The sequence below is a fragment of the Hydrotalea sp. genome, from assembly GCF_049968455.1.
Lineage (GTDB): Bacteria > Bacteroidota > Bacteroidia > Chitinophagales > Chitinophagaceae > Hydrotalea.
This window is the reverse complement of sequence record NZ_JBMFQT010000004.1, coordinates 40,562-61,689: the sequence shown is the minus strand read 5'-3', so window position 1 is coordinate 61,689 and position 21,128 is coordinate 40,562. Positions and strand designations below refer to the sequence as shown.

Genomic DNA, 21,128 nt, shown 5'->3' with positions numbered 1-21,128 from the left:
TAAACGATACCTGATTTTTTTTATTGTGAATGAGGTAATAAAAAATATTTTATGCAATTCATTGATACGCACACGCATTTGTATGTTGAAGAATTTAATAATGATCGAGATGCAGTAATACAGCGCGCTTTAGCTGCAGGCATTACTAAAATGTATTTGCCTGCTATTGATGCCAACACTTATGATGCAATGCTTCAATTAGAAAAACAATATCCACAAAATTGTTTTGCTATGATGGGTTTGCATCCTTGCTCTGTAAACGAAAAAGTGAATGATGCTTTACAATTGGTACATCAATATTTACAACAACGAAACTTTGCAGCAATAGGCGAAATTGGTTTAGATTTTTATTGGGATAAAACCTTTACTCAACAACAATATGAAGCCTTTGATACGCAAATGCAATGGGCGTTAGAATATCAATTGCCTATAGTAATTCATACCCGTAACGCCATGCAAGAAACCATTAACAAGGTAAAACCATTTGCCCAAAAAGGATTAACCGGAATTTTTCATTGTTTTAGTGGCAGTTACGAAAGTGCTGTTCAAATTATTGACATGAATTTTCAATTAGGGATAGGAGGAGTGCTAACCTACAAAAACGCCGGCCTATCGGCAGTGCTGGAAAAAATTCCTTTGCAACACCTGGTGCTGGAAACTGATGCGCCTTATTTAACACCGGTGCCTTATCGCGGAAAACGCAATGAAACTGCCTATTTGCAATACATTGCCGAACATTTAGCAGTAGTTAAACGCCTAAGTTTAGAGGAGTTGGCGGCTATTACAACAGCTAATGCACAAAAAATATTCCCAATATAGTAGGTAAACCCTATTTTTGCTGCCCAATTTTTTATTTTTGATACCGGCTGCTGTAACGCCGATTTAACACTTGTTGCGTCGCAATCCGTTCATCTGCAACAACAGCAGCAAAACAAACAGAGGGGTGTCCGAGTGGTTGAAGGAGCACGCCTGGAAAGTGTGTATACGGGAAACCGTATCGAGGGTTCGAATCCCTTCCCCTCTGCAATATCTTTTATCGCTATAAGTGCAATTTTTTTGTATTAATTTTTTATTAAGTTTTCTGTTTTTTCTGTCTGTAAAGCCCTTTATTATTGAGTTTTAATATTTTAAATACTGTTTAAAAAACTTAATAATTGCTTAATTTAAGTTTTCCGAAAACGGTAAAACAACCCTTTACTTTTGCCGCAAACAAAGCTAAAGTTTGTGAAGAAAGTTATTTTGTTATTAAGCTGTTTTTTAAGTTATACCCTTGTATATGCACAAATAGTTACTGTGCAAGGAAAAGTAAATGGCAGTAAAAATGAACCTTTGGCAGGGGCTACCATTACCGTTAACGGTGCAAACACAACACAGGTAGTAAAAACGAATGTGGAAGGTGTTTTTTCATTTAAAGCCAATGTTGGGCAAAAATATACTTTACAAATAAGTTATGTAGGTTACCAAACAAAAACAATAACCGATGTAACGGCTGAAACTAACGGTGAGCCATTGGCGATACATTTGGAAGATGCAGGTAACAATTTAGGTGATGTTACTGTTAAGGCTGCCTCGCGTACGCAAGCAAAAGTTGAAACCATTAATAGTGCTATTCAGTACCAAAAAAATACTGCTGTTGTTGCACAAGTTTTATCTGCTGAAGCCATTAAGCGAACACCCGATAGAAATACAGGTGAGGTATTAAAACGTATTCCGGGGCTTTCAGTAATTGATGGTCGTTATTTAGTTGTAAGAGGATTGGCCGATAGATATAACCAGGCCATGTTGAATGGAATTTTGTTGAGTACAACTGAGCCAGATAGAAAAACATTTGCTTTCGATATTTTCCCTTCTAATATTATTGATAATATTATCATCAATAAAACATTTTTACCGGAATATTCCGGCGAATGGGCCGGGGGGCTTGTACAAATTACAACCAATGATGTGCCCTTAAAAAAATTTATGGAAGTGCAAGTGGGTACCGGAATAAATACGCAAACCATAGGGCATGACTTTTACAATTATAAAGGTGGCAAATTAGATTTCTTAGGTTTTGATGATGGTACCAGAGCTTTGCCCGCCGGTATTCCTACAAAATCAGTGTTTAATGATTTATCACCTGAAGAAAAAACCAATTGGGGTAAACGTTTTGAGAATATATGGTCGGCCAATGCACAGAATAACAACTTAGCCCTGCTTTCAAAAAATTTTAGAATAGCCGGAGGCTTTAATACAACAATGGGGGTACGTAATAAGTTGGGTGGTGTATTTGCATTGAATTATAATTTATCGCCTCGACGCACTTTCTTTGAAAACAGAATATACTCTTTCTCAAACAGCCAGGCCAGCATTAATTTCGATTATACCAATAACAAATATGCTAATGATGTTTTATGGGGTGCCTTGGGTTCATTAACCCTACAATTAGGTAATTACAATAAATTGTCGTGGAAAAATATTTTTAATGTAAATACATCAGACTACACTACGGAGCGAACCGGTAAAGATTTTGAAACCAATTCAACCACTGGTGATAATATACGTGCCACAGAATTAGCCTTTAAAGCCAATACTTATTATAATACCAATCTTTCAGGTGAGCATTTTATTCGACCATTTCAAATTAAGTTAGATTGGTTTGCCAGTTTTGCCATTCTTGATCAATATATTCCTGATCAAAGACGTATTCAATACAATCAGGAAGATCCTTTGGTGCCCACATCACCTTATGAATTATTAATTAGTGCTTCAAAAACTTCACAACGCAGTGGTAGCCGTTACTATGGTTTTTTAAATGATTATATATATACAACCGGGGGAAATATTACCAAGTCGTATCGTGTAAAAAATCAATTACAAACTATTAAAGCAGGATATTTCTTTCAGGTAAAAGATCGCTTATTCGATTCACGTCCCTTTGCTATTTATTTACCCATCGATAATCCGGCATTACGTTTACAGCAGCCTGATGTAGTATTTAGTCCGCAAAACTTTGGTAATGGTACCGATAACAAATTTGCGTTTAATGAAATATATGACATTCGTTACCGATACCTTGCTAACTCAATTTTAAATGCAGGTTTTGTACAAGTTGATAATCAGTTATTGAATAATAAGCTGCGTATTATATGGGGTGCAAGGGTTGAAAATTTTGACCAGTTATTAGGCAGTGTACGCAAAGCAGATCCCCGTTACCTGCATACCGAAAAGTTAGACGTATTACCCGGTTTTAATGCTACCTATAAAGTAAATAACAAAGTAAATATCCGATTAGCTGGTTCTCAAACAGTTATTCGCCCTGAATTTAGAGAGTTGTCTTCATTTGCGTTTTATGATTTTGATTTAGGTGCCACCATTACCGGAAATCCCAATTTGCCGCGCACTAAAATTTCAAATATTGATTTACGGTATGAATTATATCCACGTGCCGGAGAAATTTTTAATGTAGGTGTATTCTACAAATACTTTCAAAATCCTACCGAGTTATATTTCAATAATACCGGCGCAGGCAGCTCAGGTACCTTCAATTATATTTCGCCCGATAATGCACAAAGTGTAGGTGCAGAGGTAGAATTTAGAAAGCGATTAGATATGTTTTATGCGCTTAAAAATTTTACGGTACAGGGAAATCTTTCCTACATCTACAACCGTGTACCCAGTTTAGACAGACCCATGCAGGGGCAAAGCCCTTACTTATTAAATATTGGTTTGCAATATGATGTGCCGCGTTTAGGATTAAATACAACGCTGCTTTATAATCAAATTGGTCGCCGTATTTATTATGTAGGGGGTAGTGATAATCCTCCGGTATGGGAGGCGCCAAGGCCACTGTTAGATTTACAGCTTGCGAAAAAAGTATTAAAAAACAGAGGGGAAATCAAATTAAATATTTCTGATATTATTAATCAGGAAGCGCGTTTTTACCACGATTTAAATGATAATAAAAAATATGATGCCGGTGTTGATGCCCTGGCAATCAGAAGGAAGTATGGTACCAACATTAACGTAGCATTTGCTTATTCAATTATAAAATAAAATTGTTCAATTAAACCAACTTTACGTATGAAGCAATTATTCATGATGCTAACTGCAGCCCTTTTTATTATTAGCGGATGCAGAAAAATTGAGGTAGATGGAACGGTGAGTAATTCCACACCCACACAACCTCAGGGAACTGAAAATACAATTTTAGAAGGAAGAATTAAAGTGAACACAACTTTAAAAGCCAACTACACTTATAAATTACGTGGTTTGGTTTATGTAACGGAAGGTGCAATTTTAACCATTGAGCCCGGTACTAAAATTGTAGGTGAATTAAATAAAGCAGGCGGTTTGGTTATAACTCGCGGTTCAAAAATTATCGCCGATGGTACGCCCGATAAGCCGATTATATTTACTTCAGAAGCTGCTAATCCTCAAAGGGGCGATTGGTCTGGCGTGGTGTTATTAGGTCAGGCACCTACCAATGCATCTTTTAATGGACAAGCAGGTATTGGTGAAATTGAAGGGGGTATTAACAATGCTGACGGATTGGGTTTGTATGGTTTGGGTGCCAGTTCTAATCCTGCAGACAATAGTGGAATTTTAAGATATGTTCGTATAGAATATGCCGGCTACGCATTTTTACCTGATAAGGAAATTAATGGTTTAACATTTGGTGGTGTAGGTAATGGTACTGTAGTTGATTATGTACAAGTTTCGTATGCAAATGATGATTCTTTTGAATGGTTTGGCGGAACCGTTAATTGTAAACACTTGATTTCATTTAGAACTTTAGATGATGATTTTGATACTGACAATGGATACCAGGGTAATGTTCAATTTGGTATTGCTTTGCGTGATAGTGCCGTAGCCGACATTTCAAAAAGTGAAGCTTTTGAAAGTGATAACGACGCCAATGGGAGTACGTTATTACCGCAAACTAATGCCGTATTTAGCAATATGACCGTATTAGGCCCAAAAGCGCAAATAAATAATAAGGGGAATAATTTGTTTTTATGTGGTGCTCAAATAAGAAGGAATTCAAGTATCAGCATCATGAATTCAATTATTGCCGGATGGCCCCAAGGTTTATTAATTGATGCCAGTAAGGGTACCCCAACCGATTTAAATTTTTCAGGTTCCAATCCAAGTTTATTTGTGCAGAATACTATGATAGCAGGCTGTACAACCCCTGTTAAATATGCACCTTCTGCCACTGCACCTACCGGAGCAACGGATGCCTCAATTTTAGGATGGTACAATACAACTGCTTATAAAAATACCATATTGAATGAAAACAGTGAGTTGGCATTAGGTGATCCGTTTAACTACTCAACTCCCGATTTTAATCCAACGGCTAATTCTCCGGCAAAGTCAGGAGCATCTTTCACTAATGCAAAATTGACAAATAGTTTTTTCACATCAGTAGCATATATCGGTGCTTGTGCTCCGGGTGATGCTTGGTGGAAAACTTGGACAAAGTTTAATTAATATTTCACTAATCACAACAACGGTTCTATATTTTGCATATAGAACAGTTGTTATTTTTTATACATATGGTTCGTTTTTTATTGATAATAATAAGTGTTGTTCTATTATTGGCTTGTGCACAACAAAAAAAGCAACCAACTTCTAATGAAGTAATCTTAATGCCCATTTATCAAATGGACAGTATCTTTCATTTATTTGGCAACAATAACTGGCGGGTAATAAAAGGCAGGGATACTTCTTATTTATATTTTAGCAGACAAAATGATTTACTGATTCATGTGTATGATTTTAAAATGCAGCAAGGCGATTCTGTTCAATCTGCATTACAAAAAATTGTTTGTACACCCAAAGGTATTTTTTGGGAAAAGTATTTAGATACTTTCCGTTTAATTTCAGCTTCTCATAAAGAAGTGCTTTGGTTAAATAATGTTGATACTTTAGTGTATAATGTAAGTATCAATCATGTACTTCAACAGCGTAATAAATCAATATTGTCTATTATGCAGCCAACCATTAATCTAACAGATTTTTTAATTCGTAGTCACTACGATTATTTGCATGGCACAAATTATGCTAATGATACATCGAAATTCAAACGTTCATTAAAAAAATAATTTAATTACCCGTTCGTTTGTAAAAGTATTGCAGGGAAAACTTAGCTTTATTATATTACGGCTTTGAAAAATTAACCCTTGCTATATGCGTTTTATTGGTATATTTATTTTAAGTATTAACACTGTTGCTTTGGCCAACAAAACAGTTTACGTTTTTCTTTAAATGAGTCGGGAAGCAATATTTTCAATTTACATTACATTTTTAAATCAGGTTTGGCTAAGGTATAATCAAAACAATCCGGGTACAACAGTAGAAGGCGATTTGCAAAAAAATACGTTTGATATTGGGTTACGCCGTTCAAGAATACAAATGTTTGGTAAAATAGCGGATAGGGCTTTTCTATATTTTCAATTTGGACAAAACAATTTTAATGCACAATACAATAGCAACAATGGCAATAGAAAAGTAGCTGCCTTTTTTCATGATGCCTTGTGTGAATATAGTCTTACAGCTGTTAATGAACTAAAATTAGGCGCCGGACTTACTATTGCTGCGGGACTTTCCAGATTTACGCAACCATCTATTAGCAGTATTTTAACCATGGATTTCCCTGTTTTTTTACAAACAACAGTTGATCAAACTGATATCTTTAGCCGGAAGTTAAGTTTTTATGCCCGTGGCCAATTGGGTAAATTGGATTATAGATTTATTCTAAGCGATCCTTTCCCTATTACTTCGTCAGGCACAAATTTATTTCCCATTAACAGTGATGCAACATTTGCACAAAACCGCCACAATTTACAGCAGCAGGTATATATTATATATCAATTTTTTGAGCAGGAACCTCATGTTACTCCTTATATGGCCGGTACTTACTTAGGAAAAAAGAAAATATGGAATATTGCTATGGGCGGTATTTATCAGGCTAATTCATCATGGCAATTACAAAATTATGACACCCTTTATCAACCCATGCAGCATTTTGCGATTGAAAGTTTTTTAGACATGCCACTGAATAGTAAAAAAGGTTCAGCCATATCTGCCTATTTAGGTTATATCAATACCAATTATGGAAAAAATTATTTACGATACAATGGCATCATGAATCCTGCTAATGGCACTGTTTTAACTGCCAATAATACTTTGTTGAACAATGGGCCTATTTACGGAAACGCATTGCCGATGTTTGGAACAGGACATATTGTTTATTCGCAATTGGGGTATTTGGTGGGTAATAAAAATGAAAAAGTAAAGGGAAAGTTTCTTCCATATGCATCTGCAACACTAGCTAAGTATGATAAATTAAACGGGTTAACTACCCACACTTTTAATGTTGGCTTGAATTATTTAATGCACGGGCAACAATCAATAATTACATTGGATATACAAAATCGACCCTTTTATACTATTGAAAATAATGCTATCGTTCAATCCGAACGTTTAAATTCAGTTACTTTACAATATCAACTATTCTTATAAATGTAGCGTTTAATATAGTTTTTCTTTTGCAGGATGTTTTTCCCATTCCGGATCATATTTTACAAACCAGCTCAGCCAGATAGAACGTGATAAACGCATAATTAAAGGCTGAATTAGTATGATTAAGATGATGGAAGTACCCATCCAATAAAAAATGCGCATATCATCAATGGCAAAAGACATGCCTATAAGAACCCACCAAGCAACAAATGTAGTAACGAAGAAAGCTACAGACAATGCATAACTAACATAACCAGTACCATAATAAAAACCTTCTTCAACTTCAGTAGGTTGTCCACAAACTGGGCATCTTTCATGCATTTCAATATTATGCTTTAAATCATAAGCATTTTGCGTAACATATATATTTCCTTGTCTGCATCTTGGGCATTTATTGGTTAGCGTTGCAATTAAATAACCCGGATTTTTTCTTGACTTACGCATATGCCTTTAACTTTTACTTCATTTAATTTAAAACAATTTCACTTATTTGTTTCCAGCAACCGCCATTATAAGCTTCAATGCCCTCATTTCTAAGTATATTTACTGCTATGCTGCTACTGGCGCCTGTTTCGCATACCAAAATATATACCCTGTTAATTTGTTTTAATGCTGGAATAGCCAACTTTAGTTTTTCAAATGGTATATTGGTAGTTCCTTTAATGTGTTCTTGATGATAAGCCTCATTTGACCTTATGTCAATAATAATTGCACCATTTCTAAAAAAACCTTTTAAATAATGTTGCACTGGTTGCTGTTCTGATATAAATCGCTTACTCACAAAATCTGTTTCTGCAAAATTCATATACGGGTTATGCATAAAATGTGACAAATGTTACGCTAATCTATAATTTCTTTATAAAAATTTTCTCTCAATTCAATGGTGTTTCTTGAAAGTGCTAACAGTTTTTTTTGTTCTAATTTTTTTAATAATCTTGAAATTACTTCTCTAGATGAATTTAACTCATCGGCAATTTGCTGGTGAGAAAGGTTAATAAAGTTGGTTTTGTGTGCTTTGGCATAACGTTTTAAATAAAAAACTAAACGATCATCCATATTCCTAAATGCCACATGGTCAATTAAAATTAATAGTTCTTCAAATCGATTGCGATAGGTTTCTAAAACATAATAATACCAGCTTTTATATTTACTCATCCACTGGTCCATTAGTTGAATAGGCACCATCATTATGATACTTTCTTCAACAGATTTTACCATTACTTTACTAGCCTCCATTTTAGAAGCACAAACCAATGAGATAGCACAAGCTTCGCCTGGTTGCAAATAGTACATTAAGAATTCAGCACCTTCATCATTTTCCCTAAAAATTTTTAAAGTTCCTTCAATAACCAATAATGCACTTTTAATATATTGACCGGTGCGTATTAATACCTCATCGGCAGGAATTGTTTTTACAATAGCGTTCGCTTCTATTTCTTCTAATAAAGCGGGCTCTAATTGCGGAAACATTTTATATAATGGCTGCATAATTTGAACGAGATTATTTATTGAGTATTTTTTCCATTTGCATGCTTCTGGAACCTTTTATTAGTACATATGTGTTATTTAAATGTTGACTTTTGAACCATTCGGCTGCTGCTATTGAATCTTCTAAATATAGATATGGGTGATTAACCTGCTTAAAATCACCTCCTACCAATATAACCGATTGCCAATTAAATTGTTGAAGCAGGTTAACAATTTGTTGATGTTCATAAACACTATCTGCACCAAGCTCCATCATTCCTCCAATCATTACAATTTTATGTTGGCTTGGAATTTTTGCAAAATTTTCAATAGCGGCTCTCATGCTTGTAGGATTTGCATTATAGGCGTCTAAAATAATATGATTATTGTTGAATTCAATTAATTGTGAACGACTATTGTTCGGTTGATAGGCTTCTATAGCTGCTTTTATTTTTTCTTCGGGTACGTTAAAGTATTTTCCTACTGCCACAGCGCATAGTACATTAGGAAGATTGTATTCACCTACTAAATGTGTGTGAATGGTTTTTAATGCATTGGTTCCTTTTGTTATTTTTACTGCAAGCATTTCATTATTTTCAACTATGCTGCCAACAATATCAGCATTTTGGGTTCCATAAGTAATCCGTTCGGTAATATTATTACTCATGTTCCATAAATAATCATAATCAGCATTCATGAATATGGTGCCTTTATTATCTCTTATAAAATCATATAGTTCACCTTTTCCTTTTCTTACCCCTTCAATTCCACCAAAGCCTTCTAAATGTGCTTTGCCACAATTGGTAATTATACCGTGTGTTGGTAAAGTGTAAGTGCAATACCCAGCAATTTCATTTTGGTGATTGGCGCCCATTTCTATTACGGCAATTTGTGCGTCTTTTTTTATAAGTAAAATAGTTAGGGGAATACCAATATGGTTGTTTAAATTTCCTTGAGTGGTGTAACATATGTAGTGTTGACTTAATACTGCATTAATTAATTCTTTAGTAGTCGTTTTTCCGTTACTGCCAGTAATAGCTAAAAATGGAATGGTAAATTGTTTGCGATGGTGTAAGGCAAGTTGTTGTAATATTTGTAGAACGTTTTCAACTACCAGTATTTTTTCATTAGGTTGGGTTGGTGCTTCATCAACAACAGCATAAGCTGCACCTTTAGTTAAAGCATCTTGCGCAAATGCATTACCGTTGAAGTTAGGTCCTTTTAAAGCAAAAAATATATCATTGGGTTGAATGTTGCGGGTATCGGTTTTAACTTGTTGGTGTTGAAGGTAAAGATCATATAATTGTGGTATACTAATCATATTGTTTCATTGAAATAGCTTGCAATTTAGCACAGGTAGCATTAATTTTAAATAAAAACGCCATCATGAATGGCAGATGGCGTTTTCTTTTGCCACAATAAAGTGGCATTGCTGTATTTACCTTTCCTTTTATCTTTTGGCTCTTCTTGCAGGGAAGAAGTTACCGGTTTGTGCTTTTCTTGATGTTCCTTCAGCTGCGCCGTAGTGAGTCATTGCACAACGGAATCCAATGGTACTGCTACTTTGGTCTTCCTCTAGGAAACGACGAGTGCCTGGTGACAACCAGTAAGGTCTGTCGTTCCAGCTACCCCCTTTTACTACACGAGACTTATCGGAAATTAATGTGGTAATGCCATATCCGTAATTAACACCACTTAATGAATCACCATCTAAGTAGTTTTTAGCATATGCTCTTTGATAATTTCTTCTTTCTCTTAAAGCAGAATCAGATTCAGGAACCATGATAATACGTCCTAGGCTATCACGTAAATTACCGGTGCCGCGGCTCATATCTACTTTTTTGAATACGTTCCCTCTGAATGGATTGAAATCATCTTCATCTAAACTAGTTAATGGGCGGTAAACATCGGCTACCCATTCGCTTACGTTTCCACTCATGTTATAAATGCCAAAACCATTAGGGGCAAATGAGGTTACTTCAGCAGGAATAGCAGCATTGTCGTTTAAACCACCGGCTACACCCATATTGTCACCTGCACCCCTTTTAAAGTTGGCTAGGAAAGCGCCTTGGTAAGCACCTGCTTTGGTTGAACGAAGGTTATCGAAGCCTGCATTTTTCCAAGCATAAATTTGTTTATTAGCTATATTTTCTTCACCTCTTGATTTTTTACCTCTTTTTACTTGCGGGTTTTCAGCAATATATCCATAGGCTGCATATTCCCATTCAGCTTCGGTAGGCAAACGATAATCACCATATAAAATACCATCATCAAATTTAACGGTGGTTCTTGGGCGGCCTTGCGAATCTTTTAAGGGGTTGCTTTTAGAAGTGGCTAGTTTTCCGGGTTGTACTTGGTATTCACCCATTAAGTAAGCTTTGGTATTAAAGTTTTCCTGACCACCACCGTTCAACTCAGTTTTAATATTGTTTTTGTTAATGTATCCTTTCTTAATTAACTCTAATTCATTTACCCTGTCAGTTCGCCAAACGCAAAAGTCGTTGGCTTGCTTCCAGTTTACGCCAACTACCGGGTAGTAGTTATAGGCAGGGTGGCGGAAATAGTATTCTACATAAGGTTCATTATAGGCCAATTCGCTTCTCCATACCAAAGTATCGGGCTTTGCAGCTTCAATTACTTCAGGGTATGCAGTAGTATCGCTAAATACATTTTCTACCCAATACAAATATTCCCGATAGTGCACATTGGCAATTTCGGTTTTGTCAATAAAAAATGAATTAACGGTAACACGACGGGGAATATTATTCCAATCGCCCATTACATCTTCCTGAGTAGCACCCATTGTAAAAGTACCACCTTGAACAAATACTAAACCTGGGGCTGTATTAATGTCTTTGGGTTTGGCAACATAAAAATTACCCTGTGTTTTATCATTATAATTCCAACCCGTTACTGACGATTTTTCGGGTTTCTTCTTAAATACATTACAAGAAGTAGCAGCGCCAATCAGCGACAATAACAGCACACAGTTTCTTGCAGTTGTAAGCAATTGCATGTTTCGAAATTTAAAGTTTTTAATCAGTAAAAATAGAGGGTAAATTTTGCGCTGTGCGAATATAGGCGATTTTTTGTACATGAAATATATAAAACCTGCATACTTACATCTAAAACCCTAATTTTAACCTTTAAAACAGGGTATAGCCGTTGTAAATGCGTATGCTAAATAAAACGATAAATTGTTTCCAGCCAAAAACTATTGCCTTTTTTTTAAAATTTTCCCTACTTTTTTTTACGCTTATTGCTGTATTAACGTTAAAAGCGCAAAGAAATTATGCAACGGGTTCGGTTTTATCTTCAGGTAATTGGTATAAAATTGGAGTTGTAAAGGGGGGTATTTATAAAATTGATGTTAATTTCTTAAAAAACCTAGGTGTAAATACGGCCAATTTGCCTTCTGCAAATATTCGTTTATATGGTAATGGTGGCCAAATGATTCCCGAAAATAATGCTACGCCCCGAATTGATGACCTTTTTGAAAATGCCATTTGGGTGAATGATGGGGGCGATGGTGTTTTTAACAACAATGACTATTTTTTATTTTATGCTGACGGAACAAAGCAATGGGTATTTGATAGTGTGAACCAACAGTTTAAATATGTAACCAATTTGTACAGTGATACTGCTTACTATTTTTTAACCATACAACCTTCCGGTAAAAGAATTTTACTTCAGCCTTCGGGGTTAAATCCAACAACCCAGGTTAACAATTACACAGAGCATGTGGCTTTTGAGCCCGATTCTGTAAACTTATTAAATAGTGGGAAGTTGTGGTGGAGTAATCCTATGAACCAATCGGCTGGATTAACTCGAAACTTTATAGTGAATGCTCCGGGTATTTTAAATGGGATGCCTATTACTATTAACTATTATTTGGCCGGTATTAGTGTTGGAGCCAACAGTAATTTTAGTTTGGCTTTGAATGGTAATTTATTTGCAACACCAACTATTAATGCAGTATCAGGCTATTTTTTAGATGCTTATGCCGCTGCTGTTCAGCAACAAGCATTTATTGCTTTAACCGGCATAGATAGTGTATTAAAACTTTCACTTTCATTTAATCCGGGGGTATCTGGTGCGCAAGGTTGGTATCAACAAATTACCATACAATTTAGGCGGCAATTAGCAATGTATAGCAATACCCCCTTTTTACAATTTGCCAATCCTACAGCAGTAGGCATAAATCAGGTGGCTCAATATCAATTAGGGAATGCCAATAATGGTACTCGTGTTTGGGATGTTACTCAGCCTTTACAACCCATTGAAATGCAAGTGCAGGTTAGTAACCAACAGCTAAGCTTTATACAAAAAGCCGATTCATTAAGGCAGTTTATTGCTTTTTCAGACGTAAATGCGCTAGTGCCCATTGCTTTGGGTCAAATACCTAATCAAAATCTACATCAAACTTTACCCACTGATTTTATTATTATAACGCATCCTCAATTTTTAAATGCTGCAAACCAATTAGCCGGTTTTCATCAAAATTATTATCAGCAGCGGGTTCAGGTGATAACAACCACACAAATTTTTCAGGAGTTTGGAAGTGGAATTGCAGATCCTTCTGCCATTCGCGATTTCTTAAAAATGTATTACGATAAATTTGGTACCGACTCAGCCAATCGATTAAAGTATGTACTGTTAATAGGGGCAGCTTCATTTGATTATAAAAATCGTATTCAGCCCAATACCAATTTTGTTCCTTCCTATGAAAGTAGTAATAGTATAGAACCTTTGAATACCTATGTTACAGATGATTTTTTTGCATTACTAGGTAATTCAGATGATATTAACCAAATTAACCCTTCACCTCCTTTGCAATTAGCAATTGGGCGTTTTCCAGTAAGAAGTATTGCTGAAGCCAACACCATGGTAAATAAAGTAATTCAATATCATAATCCTTCTACGTTTGGGGCGTGGCGTAATCAAACCATTTTTGTTGCTGATGATAAAGATAATGACCTGCATTTGCAAGATGCCGAATCTATAGCTTCTACTGCTGCACAAAAAGATAGTGCTTTAAACGCAACTAAAATTTACTTAGATGCATACCCAATGGTAAGTACTGCAGCAGGAAGTCGTTATCCTCAGGTAAACACGGCCATTGTGAATCAGTTATATAATGGAGCTTTATTTTTTAACTATAACGGTCATGGTGGATATCAACAACTATCCAATTCAGCAGTATTTGGCCAAGCCGAATTACAACAGCTTAACAATGCGGGTAAATTACCCTTGTTTATTACAGCAACCTGTGATTTTGCTCCTTATGACGATCCTACGAAAAATTCTTTAGGTGGTGGTTTATTGTATAATAGTTTAAATGGTGCTATTGCGTTATTAACTACTACACGGGTGGTTTTTGCCTATAGTAATCAAATCATTAATAATAACTACATGCAAGCTGCTTTGCAACGAAAGGCAAATGGTGCATACCCTAATTTGGGTGAGGCAGTGTTAGCAGCCAAAAACCTAACCTACCAATCAAGTGGAGATGTGTTGAACAATAGAAAATTTACTTTGCTTGGAGATCCGGCAATGCAATTAGCTTTTCCTTCATTGCAAATACAAGTAACTACATTAAATGGTAAGGGGTTAACAAGTGCTGATACTTTAAAGGCTTTAAATACCTACACATTTGGCGGTATTGTTACAAATAATCAGGGGCAAGTACAAACTAATTTCAATGGAAACTTAATTGCTACTTTGTTCGATAAACCTCAACTCATCAAAACTTTAGGAAATAATCCTGCAAGTCCCATAACAACATTTTCACAACAAACCAATATCATTTATAAAGGACAAGTATCGGTTAGTAACGGACAATTTCAGGTAAGTTTCGTAGTTCCAAAAGATATTAATTACAAAGTGGGAAATGGAAAACTTAGCTTATATGCCTGGAACAATACCCTTGATGCAGCCGGTTATACCAACAATTTTTTAATTGGTGGAGGTGATAGTTTATTACCTAATGTTATTAGTGCACCAACCATAAAAGCTTATTTAAATGATACTTTATTTGTGAATGGAAGTAACGTAGGACCCAACCCCATCTTGCTTGTTCATTTATTTGATTCTTTAGGAATTAACACTATTGGAGCAGGAATAGGCCACGATATTACAGCGGTGCTAGATGATAATAACAATAACCCTATGGTATTGAATAGTTTTTATGAAGCATTACCTAATAGTTATCAGTCGGGCTTCATTCGCTTTCCATTAAACGGTATTAATGCAGGAAAACATACCTTAACCATTAAGGCATGGAACGTAGCCAACATAGCTACTACAGTAAATTTACAGTTTACAGTTAATGCCGCTCCATTAAGTATTTTATCGGTATATAATTACCCCAACCCATTTTCAAACCAAACTACCTTTAGGTTGGTACAAAACTTTCCTGATAATGAAATACAAGTAGAAATATACGTTTATAATATGAATGGCAGTATGGTGGCAAGGTTATTGCAAACAGTTCCTAATACTCAGGGTGGTGTTTTAGAATTAAATTGGGATGGGCGAGGGCTGAATAACAAAAAAATCTTGAATGGTTTGTATTTTTATCATATTATTGCAGCCTCCAATACAGGAAAAGCTGAAGCAACATCCAAATTTATTATTCATTAAAATAGTTGAATGAATTAATTCTACTCCGAAATTTTTTTAACCCATTGGGTATTTTTATACAATTCAATTAAATATGAGAATAAGGTTATTCTTTTTACTACTTGTGTTATGCATGCTAGGCACAGTTGCCTTTGCACAAACTCAAACCGTGAATGTTACAACTACAGCAGTACCATTTTTAAGAATTTCTAGTGATGCAAGAGCAAGTGGAATGGGCGATGTTGGTATTGCTACTTCACCCGACGTAAATGGTATGTTTTGGAATAGAGCCAAATTGCCTTTTGCTAAAAATGATAATTCCATTGGTGTTACTTATTCTCCTTGGTTTAGAGATTTAGGATTGAATGATGTGTATTTAGCTAGCATCGCAGGATATCATAGATTAGACGACGAACAGGTAATATCTGCTTCTGTGCGTTATTTTAGCCTAGGCAATATTCAGTTTGCTGATGCAAACGGTAATTTGTTGGGTTCTTCAATGCCCCGTGAGTTCGGTATTGACTTTGGATATTCACGTAAATTATCTGATCAATTAGGCATTGGTGTAGCATTGCGATACATTAATAGCAGTCTTGCTTCAGGCGATCCTAATAACAGCGGTGTTATTTATAAAGCGGGATCATCAGTTGCAGGCGATGTTACCTTATATCACATTGCTCCTGATACAACTAAAAGCTATTTTACTTGGGGGGTAACTTTAAGCAATCTTGGATCGAAAATTAGTTATACTAACGATGCAAATAATAAAGATTACATTCCTGCCAACTTAGGTTTAGGTGCTGCTTACAAAGCTCGTTTAGACCGTGATAATAGTATAACATTTGCACTCGATTTAAATAAATTGTTGGTACCTACTTACGATTCTACAACGGCTCCCACTTATTATACACAAAGTGTTTTCTCAAGCTGGTTTAAATCGTTTAATGATGGTAGTAATCAATTAACGTCATGGACTGTTTCTGCTGGGGCAGAGTATAATTACGACAATACTTTTTTTATTAGAACGGGTTATTTTTATGAAAACAAATATCGAGGTAACAGAAACTATTTAACCTTTGGATTGGGTTTGAATTATCAAAATATTGGTATCAATCTTTCTTATTTAGTAGCCTCAGGATATGTTACAACCCGTAACCCACTTTCCAATACCATTCGTATTGGATTAAATTTTGATTTGGCGAACAATGGTTCAAAAAAATAAATCATATTTCAATGGTTTAATGCAACAAAAGTCCGGGTTAATAAAATCCGGACTTTTTCATCGTAATGCACAACCGGGCTTTTTATTTTAATGTAAGGAACCTTTGCACTAAATTGTTGGAACTATTTTATTACTTAAATTTTTTTATATGCGAATTGGTTTTGGCATTGATTTTCATCAGTTGGTCCCCGGACGCGATTTTTGGTTGGGTGGTGTTCATATACCTTATCATAAAGGGGCATTAGGCCATTCTGATGCTGATGTTTTATTGCATGCGATTTGTGATGCATTGTTAGGTGCCGCCTGTTTAGGCGATATTGGATTACATTTTCCTGACACGGCAGCCGAATACAAAAATATTGACAGCAAAATTTTACTTCAAAAATGTGTTGCATTAATTGGGGGGAAAGGATATAAAATTATTAATATAGATTCAAGTATTTGTTTGGAGGCTCCCAAAATAAAGCCTTATGTTAAACAGATGCAACAAGTTATAGCAAAAGCTTGCAACATAACTGAAGAAGATGTATCTGTAAAAGCTACTACCACCGAAAAAATGGGCTTCGTTGGAAGAGAAGAAGGATTGGTTGCTTATGCTACCGTGCTTATTCATAAACCAGCAAAATTGGTATTGTAGGTCAATTGTTAATATATTAGTCCATAAATATCTTTACATAAACCTGTAACGGTTAGTATAAAAACAAAACCCGCAGCTAATTAAAGCTACGGGTTTTTTCATCAACCAAACAACCAAACTTTAGTATTTTAATATTTGTTTTACTGTAGTGCCATCTTTATGTGCCACACGTAACATATAAGTTCCTGCCGGTAAGCTTTGTACCGGTAAGCTTATAATTTGACCTTTAGTAACCTGCTCTGCAATTTGATTTTGTAACATTTGTCCATTTAAATCCATTAATTGAATTTGTAAACGGCCATTCACATTTTTGTTAAACATAAAGCGAATTTGTTGGTGAACGGGGTTCCCAAGCAAGTTTAGTAAATTCGGATCATTATTTACAGGAGTAACAGCGGTGGTAGTTCCGAAATTAAATCGTACATAAATGGGGTAGTGATCGGATGTGTTATTGGATAGATAATCAGGGACTACTGATGTTACATCGGTACGAACTTTAGCTGAATTATTGATGTAACTACTTATTAAGCTGCTTGAAATGATATTATGATCAATCATTCCGGGATAATCGATGGTTGTGGCATAACCTTGATAATCTAATGGAAGGGTAAGTGCTTTGTAAAATTTAGTTCCAACAGAATCTTTCAAAATTGGATCCCACGATGAAACAGGACCTGAACCTGTTGAAATTGTACTTACTAAATCATCATTATAATCGCCTAAGATCATAACATTGCTATTGCTAAAGCTTGCATCTAAACTATCTTTCATTTCTTTTACACCGGCATATCTTCTATCATAATCTGAGCTGGTACTTCCCGATTTAGCATGAATGATGAAGAAATTAATAGTTTTTGTTACACCATTCTTGGTAATATCGGCAGTAACTAAATAAGGAACACGGCCTGTTGCCCAACTACTATAAGCAGTAGGACTACTTAACATAAAGCCTCTTCCAGTAACATTACTTACCATATCTTTTTTATACAATAATGCCATTTTTTGACCACTTAACCAGTTGCCACCTGATGGGGTACTCGCATTGGTGCAGAATGGAGAAATGGTATAACCCCAATTGCTTCCTAATGAATCAACTAATCTTCTAAATCGCATGGTGTCTACCACTTCAATTAGCGCATAAATGTCTGCATCTAAATAACGCAATACTTTTTTAACGTTGCTTTCTTGTAAATCTTTATTAGTTGGTCCAAAACCACTGCTTCCAAACCATTCAATATTCCAGTTAATAATATCAATGGTATTACTTCTATTAATGGTATTACCATATACTCTTGTGAAGTTTTTGTTTACGGCAGCAATAGCAAAATTAATTTGTCCGCTAAACTCTAGGTTGTTTTGATTAGGTGCAAATCGCACAAATGCCTTAACGTTTGGCTGAGCTAATTCACTAGGGGTATATTGTATGCTATTGCCATAATTGCTGCTATCTTTTGAAACCTGAAACTGTGAAGGTGCTGTTATGGTAAGATTGCTGTTTGCATCTAATACTGTAAACTGAATAGCTTTCCCCGCAGTGCTTGCTCCGGCTGCAGTATATCCAAAAAACAAATCATTGGGTTGAACTGTAATGCTGGGTTGCGGTATTTGAGAACTATTATAAATAGTTATATTATCTAATGTAGTTCTGGCAGCTCCATCAGTTGGGTTTGAAGCATAACGCCAGGCAATGTATGTATTAGTTGATTTGAAATTTGTTAAGTTGATACTATCACACTTGGTCCATGTGTCAGAATTAATGGGAGGGAAATGCCCGTTTATTTCTGTCCAAGTAGCTAATGCCGGATCACCAGAGCCCGAATAATTTGTAGAAACCAACAACTTTAATTGAGGCCCATTATATTTAGTTCTGTTATAAAACTGTAACAATGGGTAAGTAAAGCTGGTTAAATCTAAAGGAGGACTTATTAACCAATCATCATTCAACTGTGCGCCACCACCGCCATAGCCATTCATTTGAATGCCATTACCTTGATAACCATAAATGGTGCAATTCCATGTAGAATCGCCGGCAGCATTGTATTGGCTAAAGGCATCAGGTAAGCCATTACTGCAATTATTTAAACTAAAGAAATAATTAGGTGCCTGAGTAGTAAAACTCCAATGCGTGCTATCATTGAATCCCACAAAGTAATTCCCTGATAAATCTTGGAAAGCTGTATCTGATATTTTTACGTAATATTTAGTACTAAATTTTAAATTAGTAGTTGCCGAAAATTGAATTGTACTATCGCTTGCTGTAGCTGTATTCACTTGTATAACTTGAACCAAACTATCATTACTTACTTGTTTTATTTCAATTGCTCCTAAACCTAATGTAACCCCCTCATTAAACTTTATGCTGAAATTAGGTTTAATGGGTACATTGGTAGCTCCGTTAGCAGGCGATAAACCGGTAATAACAGGAGGAACGGTATCATTGCTGGCGGTAGAAAATTGCCAATTGTTAGAATTTTTACCGGAATAAGCGTTGTTTGAAAAGTCGGTAAATGCTCCTGCATCAATACCAATAGCATAATGTTTTAATGGTTGTAAGGAAGTATTAATGGTAACTAGGTTGCCACTAATAATTATTATGCTACTATCAACCTTAATTGTATCAGTAACATTATCAGTAACATCATTAATGTATATATTTCCGTTATTGGCAACTACCGGTTCACTAAAATAAATTTTCAATGGTAAAACAGAAGAAAAACCGGTAGCCCCATTTGCGGGAATTAAAAGTGTATCAACAGGTGGGATGGTATCAGTAGGAATTTCATTCCAACTAAGATTAAAATTGTCAATGGCCGAAGTGGCACGATTACTACTACCTGTACTAGCTGATAAAGTAACTATTCTTATCCACACCGTATCATTAATATCATCTAAGGAATTGCCAAAATTTACATTTACCAATGTGTCAAAAAATTTTCCTCCTCCGGTTACCAGAGGGGTTGGGGTAGAAGCCACAGTTGTAAAGCTGTTTGGATTGGTACCCGTAGCATATTGAACTAAAAAAGTAGTACTGCGAGGTGAGCTGCTATCGAGCGATTGCAGATTAAAACTTAAAGCAAAATCTTTTTTGCCCTTGGTATTTACCGCCTGAAACACAAAAGCTGCACCCGGGTCGCCAAAGCTACCGGTTTGCCTTACTCCTATTGCACGGTTGGAAATGGTGCTTTGTGTAGTTGATGGGGTGCTGGCTTTTAAGCCCGTTGCAGAGGCATAGTTGCTAAAACGCCCAGAGGTGCTAAACCAACTGGTGGCTGAAGTAGTTAATGCTGCTGCAGTACCCAATGAGGTGTTGTTAGCTCCCGTTCTAACCGTAAAACCATTTGGCAAACCATTGGTGCCAATAGTATCAAAATTTTGTGTAAAAGGCGAAGCTCCCAAAAATACTTGGGCCTTACCTGAAGCAAACAAAAGGATCAATAATCCTAATGAAAATAACTTTTTTGTGTAAAATTTTCCCATAGGTGCATGTTTGTTTATAAATTTTGGTTTTTTGTACAACAGATTGTTAATTAAATATTAATTAAAAAAGTGAAACTAATAATTTACTTTTTTACGACAAAATCATATCGGTAAATAATTCTACGGTTTAGGCCTGCCGTTTTAATTGATTAATAAATAATTAAAGCGCCAAAAATAAGTGCATTTGTAAAAAGTCGG

At 35.6% G+C, this 21,128-nt stretch carries 14 protein-coding genes and 1 tRNA gene; 9 read left to right on the top strand and 6 right to left on the bottom strand.

Annotated features, from left to right (window positions below):
- Positions 1-51 precede the first annotated feature (51 nt).
- The 6 genes from ACP5P5_RS03845 (at position 52) to ACP5P5_RS03820 (ending at position 7,506) form a co-directional block, all read left to right on the top strand.
- Entirely contained in the window at positions 52-819 is a 768-nt protein-coding gene (locus ACP5P5_RS03845) for a TatD family hydrolase (RefSeq protein WP_428284793.1), read from the top strand.
- Between the two features lie 118 nt (positions 820-937).
- A tRNA-Ser gene (locus ACP5P5_RS03840) sits at positions 938-1,024 on the top strand.
- A gap of 200 nt (positions 1,025-1,224) precedes the next feature.
- Positions 1,225-4,035, top strand: a complete 2,811-nt coding sequence (locus tag ACP5P5_RS03835) for a carboxypeptidase-like regulatory domain-containing protein (RefSeq protein WP_428284792.1) — start codon at positions 1,225-1,227, stop codon at positions 4,033-4,035.
- 27 nt (positions 4,036-4,062) lie between these two features.
- Positions 4,063-5,472 carry a hypothetical protein gene (locus tag ACP5P5_RS03830; protein ID WP_428284791.1) on the top strand — a complete coding sequence of 470 codons (1,410 nt, stop codon included), beginning with the start codon at positions 4,063-4,065 and terminating at the stop codon, positions 5,470-5,472.
- Positions 5,473-5,537: 65 nt separating this feature from the next.
- Positions 5,538-6,086, top strand: a complete 549-nt coding sequence (locus ACP5P5_RS03825) for a hypothetical protein (protein ID WP_428284790.1) — start codon at positions 5,538-5,540, stop codon at positions 6,084-6,086.
- 163 nt (positions 6,087-6,249) lie between these two features.
- Positions 6,250-7,506 (top strand): hypothetical protein, encoded by a 1,257-nt coding sequence (locus ACP5P5_RS03820; protein WP_428284789.1) that lies wholly within the window; start codon positions 6,250-6,252, stop codon positions 7,504-7,506.
- A 9-nt stretch (positions 7,507-7,515) separates the two neighbouring features.
- On the opposite strand, the gene ACP5P5_RS03815 is transcribed toward ACP5P5_RS03820, so the two are convergent.
- The 5 genes from ACP5P5_RS03815 to ACP5P5_RS03795 form a co-directional block, all read right to left on the bottom strand.
- Entirely contained in the window at positions 7,516-7,950 is a 435-nt protein-coding gene (locus ACP5P5_RS03815) for a DUF983 domain-containing protein (RefSeq protein ID WP_428284788.1), read from the bottom strand.
- Positions 7,951-7,972: 22 nt separating this feature from the next.
- The gene (locus ACP5P5_RS03810; RefSeq protein ID WP_428284787.1) at positions 7,973-8,311 is read right to left on the bottom strand and encodes a rhodanese-like domain-containing protein; all 339 of its coding nucleotides are present in this window, start codon (positions 8,309-8,311) and stop codon (positions 7,973-7,975) included.
- Positions 8,312-8,346: 35 nt separating this feature from the next.
- Complete coding sequence (locus ACP5P5_RS03805) at positions 8,347-8,994, bottom strand: Crp/Fnr family transcriptional regulator (RefSeq protein ID WP_428284786.1); 648 nt, start codon at positions 8,992-8,994, stop codon at positions 8,347-8,349.
- A gap of 13 nt (positions 8,995-9,007) precedes the next feature.
- A complete protein-coding gene (locus ACP5P5_RS03800; RefSeq protein ID WP_428284785.1) occupies positions 9,008-10,294 on the bottom strand; it encodes a UDP-N-acetylmuramoyl-tripeptide--D-alanyl-D-alanine ligase in 1,287 nt (428 codons plus the stop codon).
- A gap of 129 nt (positions 10,295-10,423) precedes the next feature.
- Positions 10,424-11,989: an SUMF1/EgtB/PvdO family nonheme iron enzyme gene (locus ACP5P5_RS03795; RefSeq protein ID WP_428284784.1), complete on the bottom strand. Its 1,566-nt coding sequence runs from the start codon at positions 11,987-11,989 to the stop codon at positions 10,424-10,426.
- A gap of 161 nt (positions 11,990-12,150) precedes the next feature.
- Between ACP5P5_RS03795 and porU the strand changes: the two genes are divergently transcribed.
- The 3 genes from porU to ispF all read left to right on the top strand — a co-directional run bounded on the left by porU (position 12,151) and on the right by ispF (position 17,453).
- Positions 12,151-15,615 (top strand): type IX secretion system sortase PorU, encoded by a 3,465-nt coding sequence (gene porU, locus ACP5P5_RS03790; protein ID WP_428284783.1) that lies wholly within the window; start codon positions 12,151-12,153, stop codon positions 15,613-15,615.
- 112 nt (positions 15,616-15,727) lie between these two features.
- Entirely contained in the window at positions 15,728-16,816 is a 1,089-nt protein-coding gene (gene porV / locus ACP5P5_RS03785; protein WP_428284782.1) for a type IX secretion system outer membrane channel protein PorV, read from the top strand.
- Between the two features lie 148 nt (positions 16,817-16,964).
- Positions 16,965-17,453, top strand: a complete 489-nt coding sequence (ispF, locus tag ACP5P5_RS03780; RefSeq protein ID WP_428284781.1) for a 2-C-methyl-D-erythritol 2,4-cyclodiphosphate synthase — start codon at positions 16,965-16,967, stop codon at positions 17,451-17,453.
- A gap of 120 nt (positions 17,454-17,573) precedes the next feature.
- Here ispF and ACP5P5_RS03775 read toward each other — a convergent pair whose 3' ends face one another.
- Complete coding sequence (locus ACP5P5_RS03775; RefSeq protein ID WP_428284780.1) at positions 17,574-20,930, bottom strand: Ig-like domain-containing protein; 3,357 nt, start codon at positions 20,928-20,930, stop codon at positions 17,574-17,576.
- Positions 20,931-21,128 lie beyond the last annotated feature (198 nt).

Coding starts and splice junctions, on each gene's coding strand:
- porU (WP_428284783.1), top strand. CDS start 12,151: ATGCTAAATAAAACGATAAATTGTTTCCAGCCAAAAACTATTGCCTTT.
- porV (WP_428284782.1), top strand. CDS start 15,728: ATGCTAGGCACAGTTGCCTTTGCACAAACTCAAACCGTGAATGTTACA.
- ACP5P5_RS03830 (WP_428284791.1), top strand. CDS start 4,063: ATGAAGCAATTATTCATGATGCTAACTGCAGCCCTTTTTATTATTAGC.
- ACP5P5_RS03820 (WP_428284789.1), top strand. CDS start 6,250: ATGAGTCGGGAAGCAATATTTTCAATTTACATTACATTTTTAAATCAG.
- ACP5P5_RS03775 (WP_428284780.1), bottom strand. CDS start 20,930: ATGGGAAAATTTTACACAAAAAAGTTATTTTCATTAGGATTATTGATC.
- ACP5P5_RS03815 (WP_428284788.1), bottom strand. CDS start 7,950: ATGCGTAAGTCAAGAAAAAATCCGGGTTATTTAATTGCAACGCTAACC.
- ispF (WP_428284781.1), top strand. CDS start 16,965: ATGCGAATTGGTTTTGGCATTGATTTTCATCAGTTGGTCCCCGGACGC.
- ACP5P5_RS03795 (WP_428284784.1), bottom strand. CDS start 11,989: ATGCAATTGCTTACAACTGCAAGAAACTGTGTGCTGTTATTGTCGCTG.
- ACP5P5_RS03845 (WP_428284793.1), top strand. CDS start 52: ATGCAATTCATTGATACGCACACGCATTTGTATGTTGAAGAATTTAAT.
- ACP5P5_RS03800 (WP_428284785.1), bottom strand. CDS start 10,294: ATGATTAGTATACCACAATTATATGATCTTTACCTTCAACACCAACAA.
- ACP5P5_RS03825 (WP_428284790.1), top strand. CDS start 5,538: ATGGTTCGTTTTTTATTGATAATAATAAGTGTTGTTCTATTATTGGCT.
- ACP5P5_RS03810 (WP_428284787.1), bottom strand. CDS start 8,311: ATGAATTTTGCAGAAACAGATTTTGTGAGTAAGCGATTTATATCAGAA.
- ACP5P5_RS03805 (WP_428284786.1), bottom strand. CDS start 8,994: ATGCAGCCATTATATAAAATGTTTCCGCAATTAGAGCCCGCTTTATTA.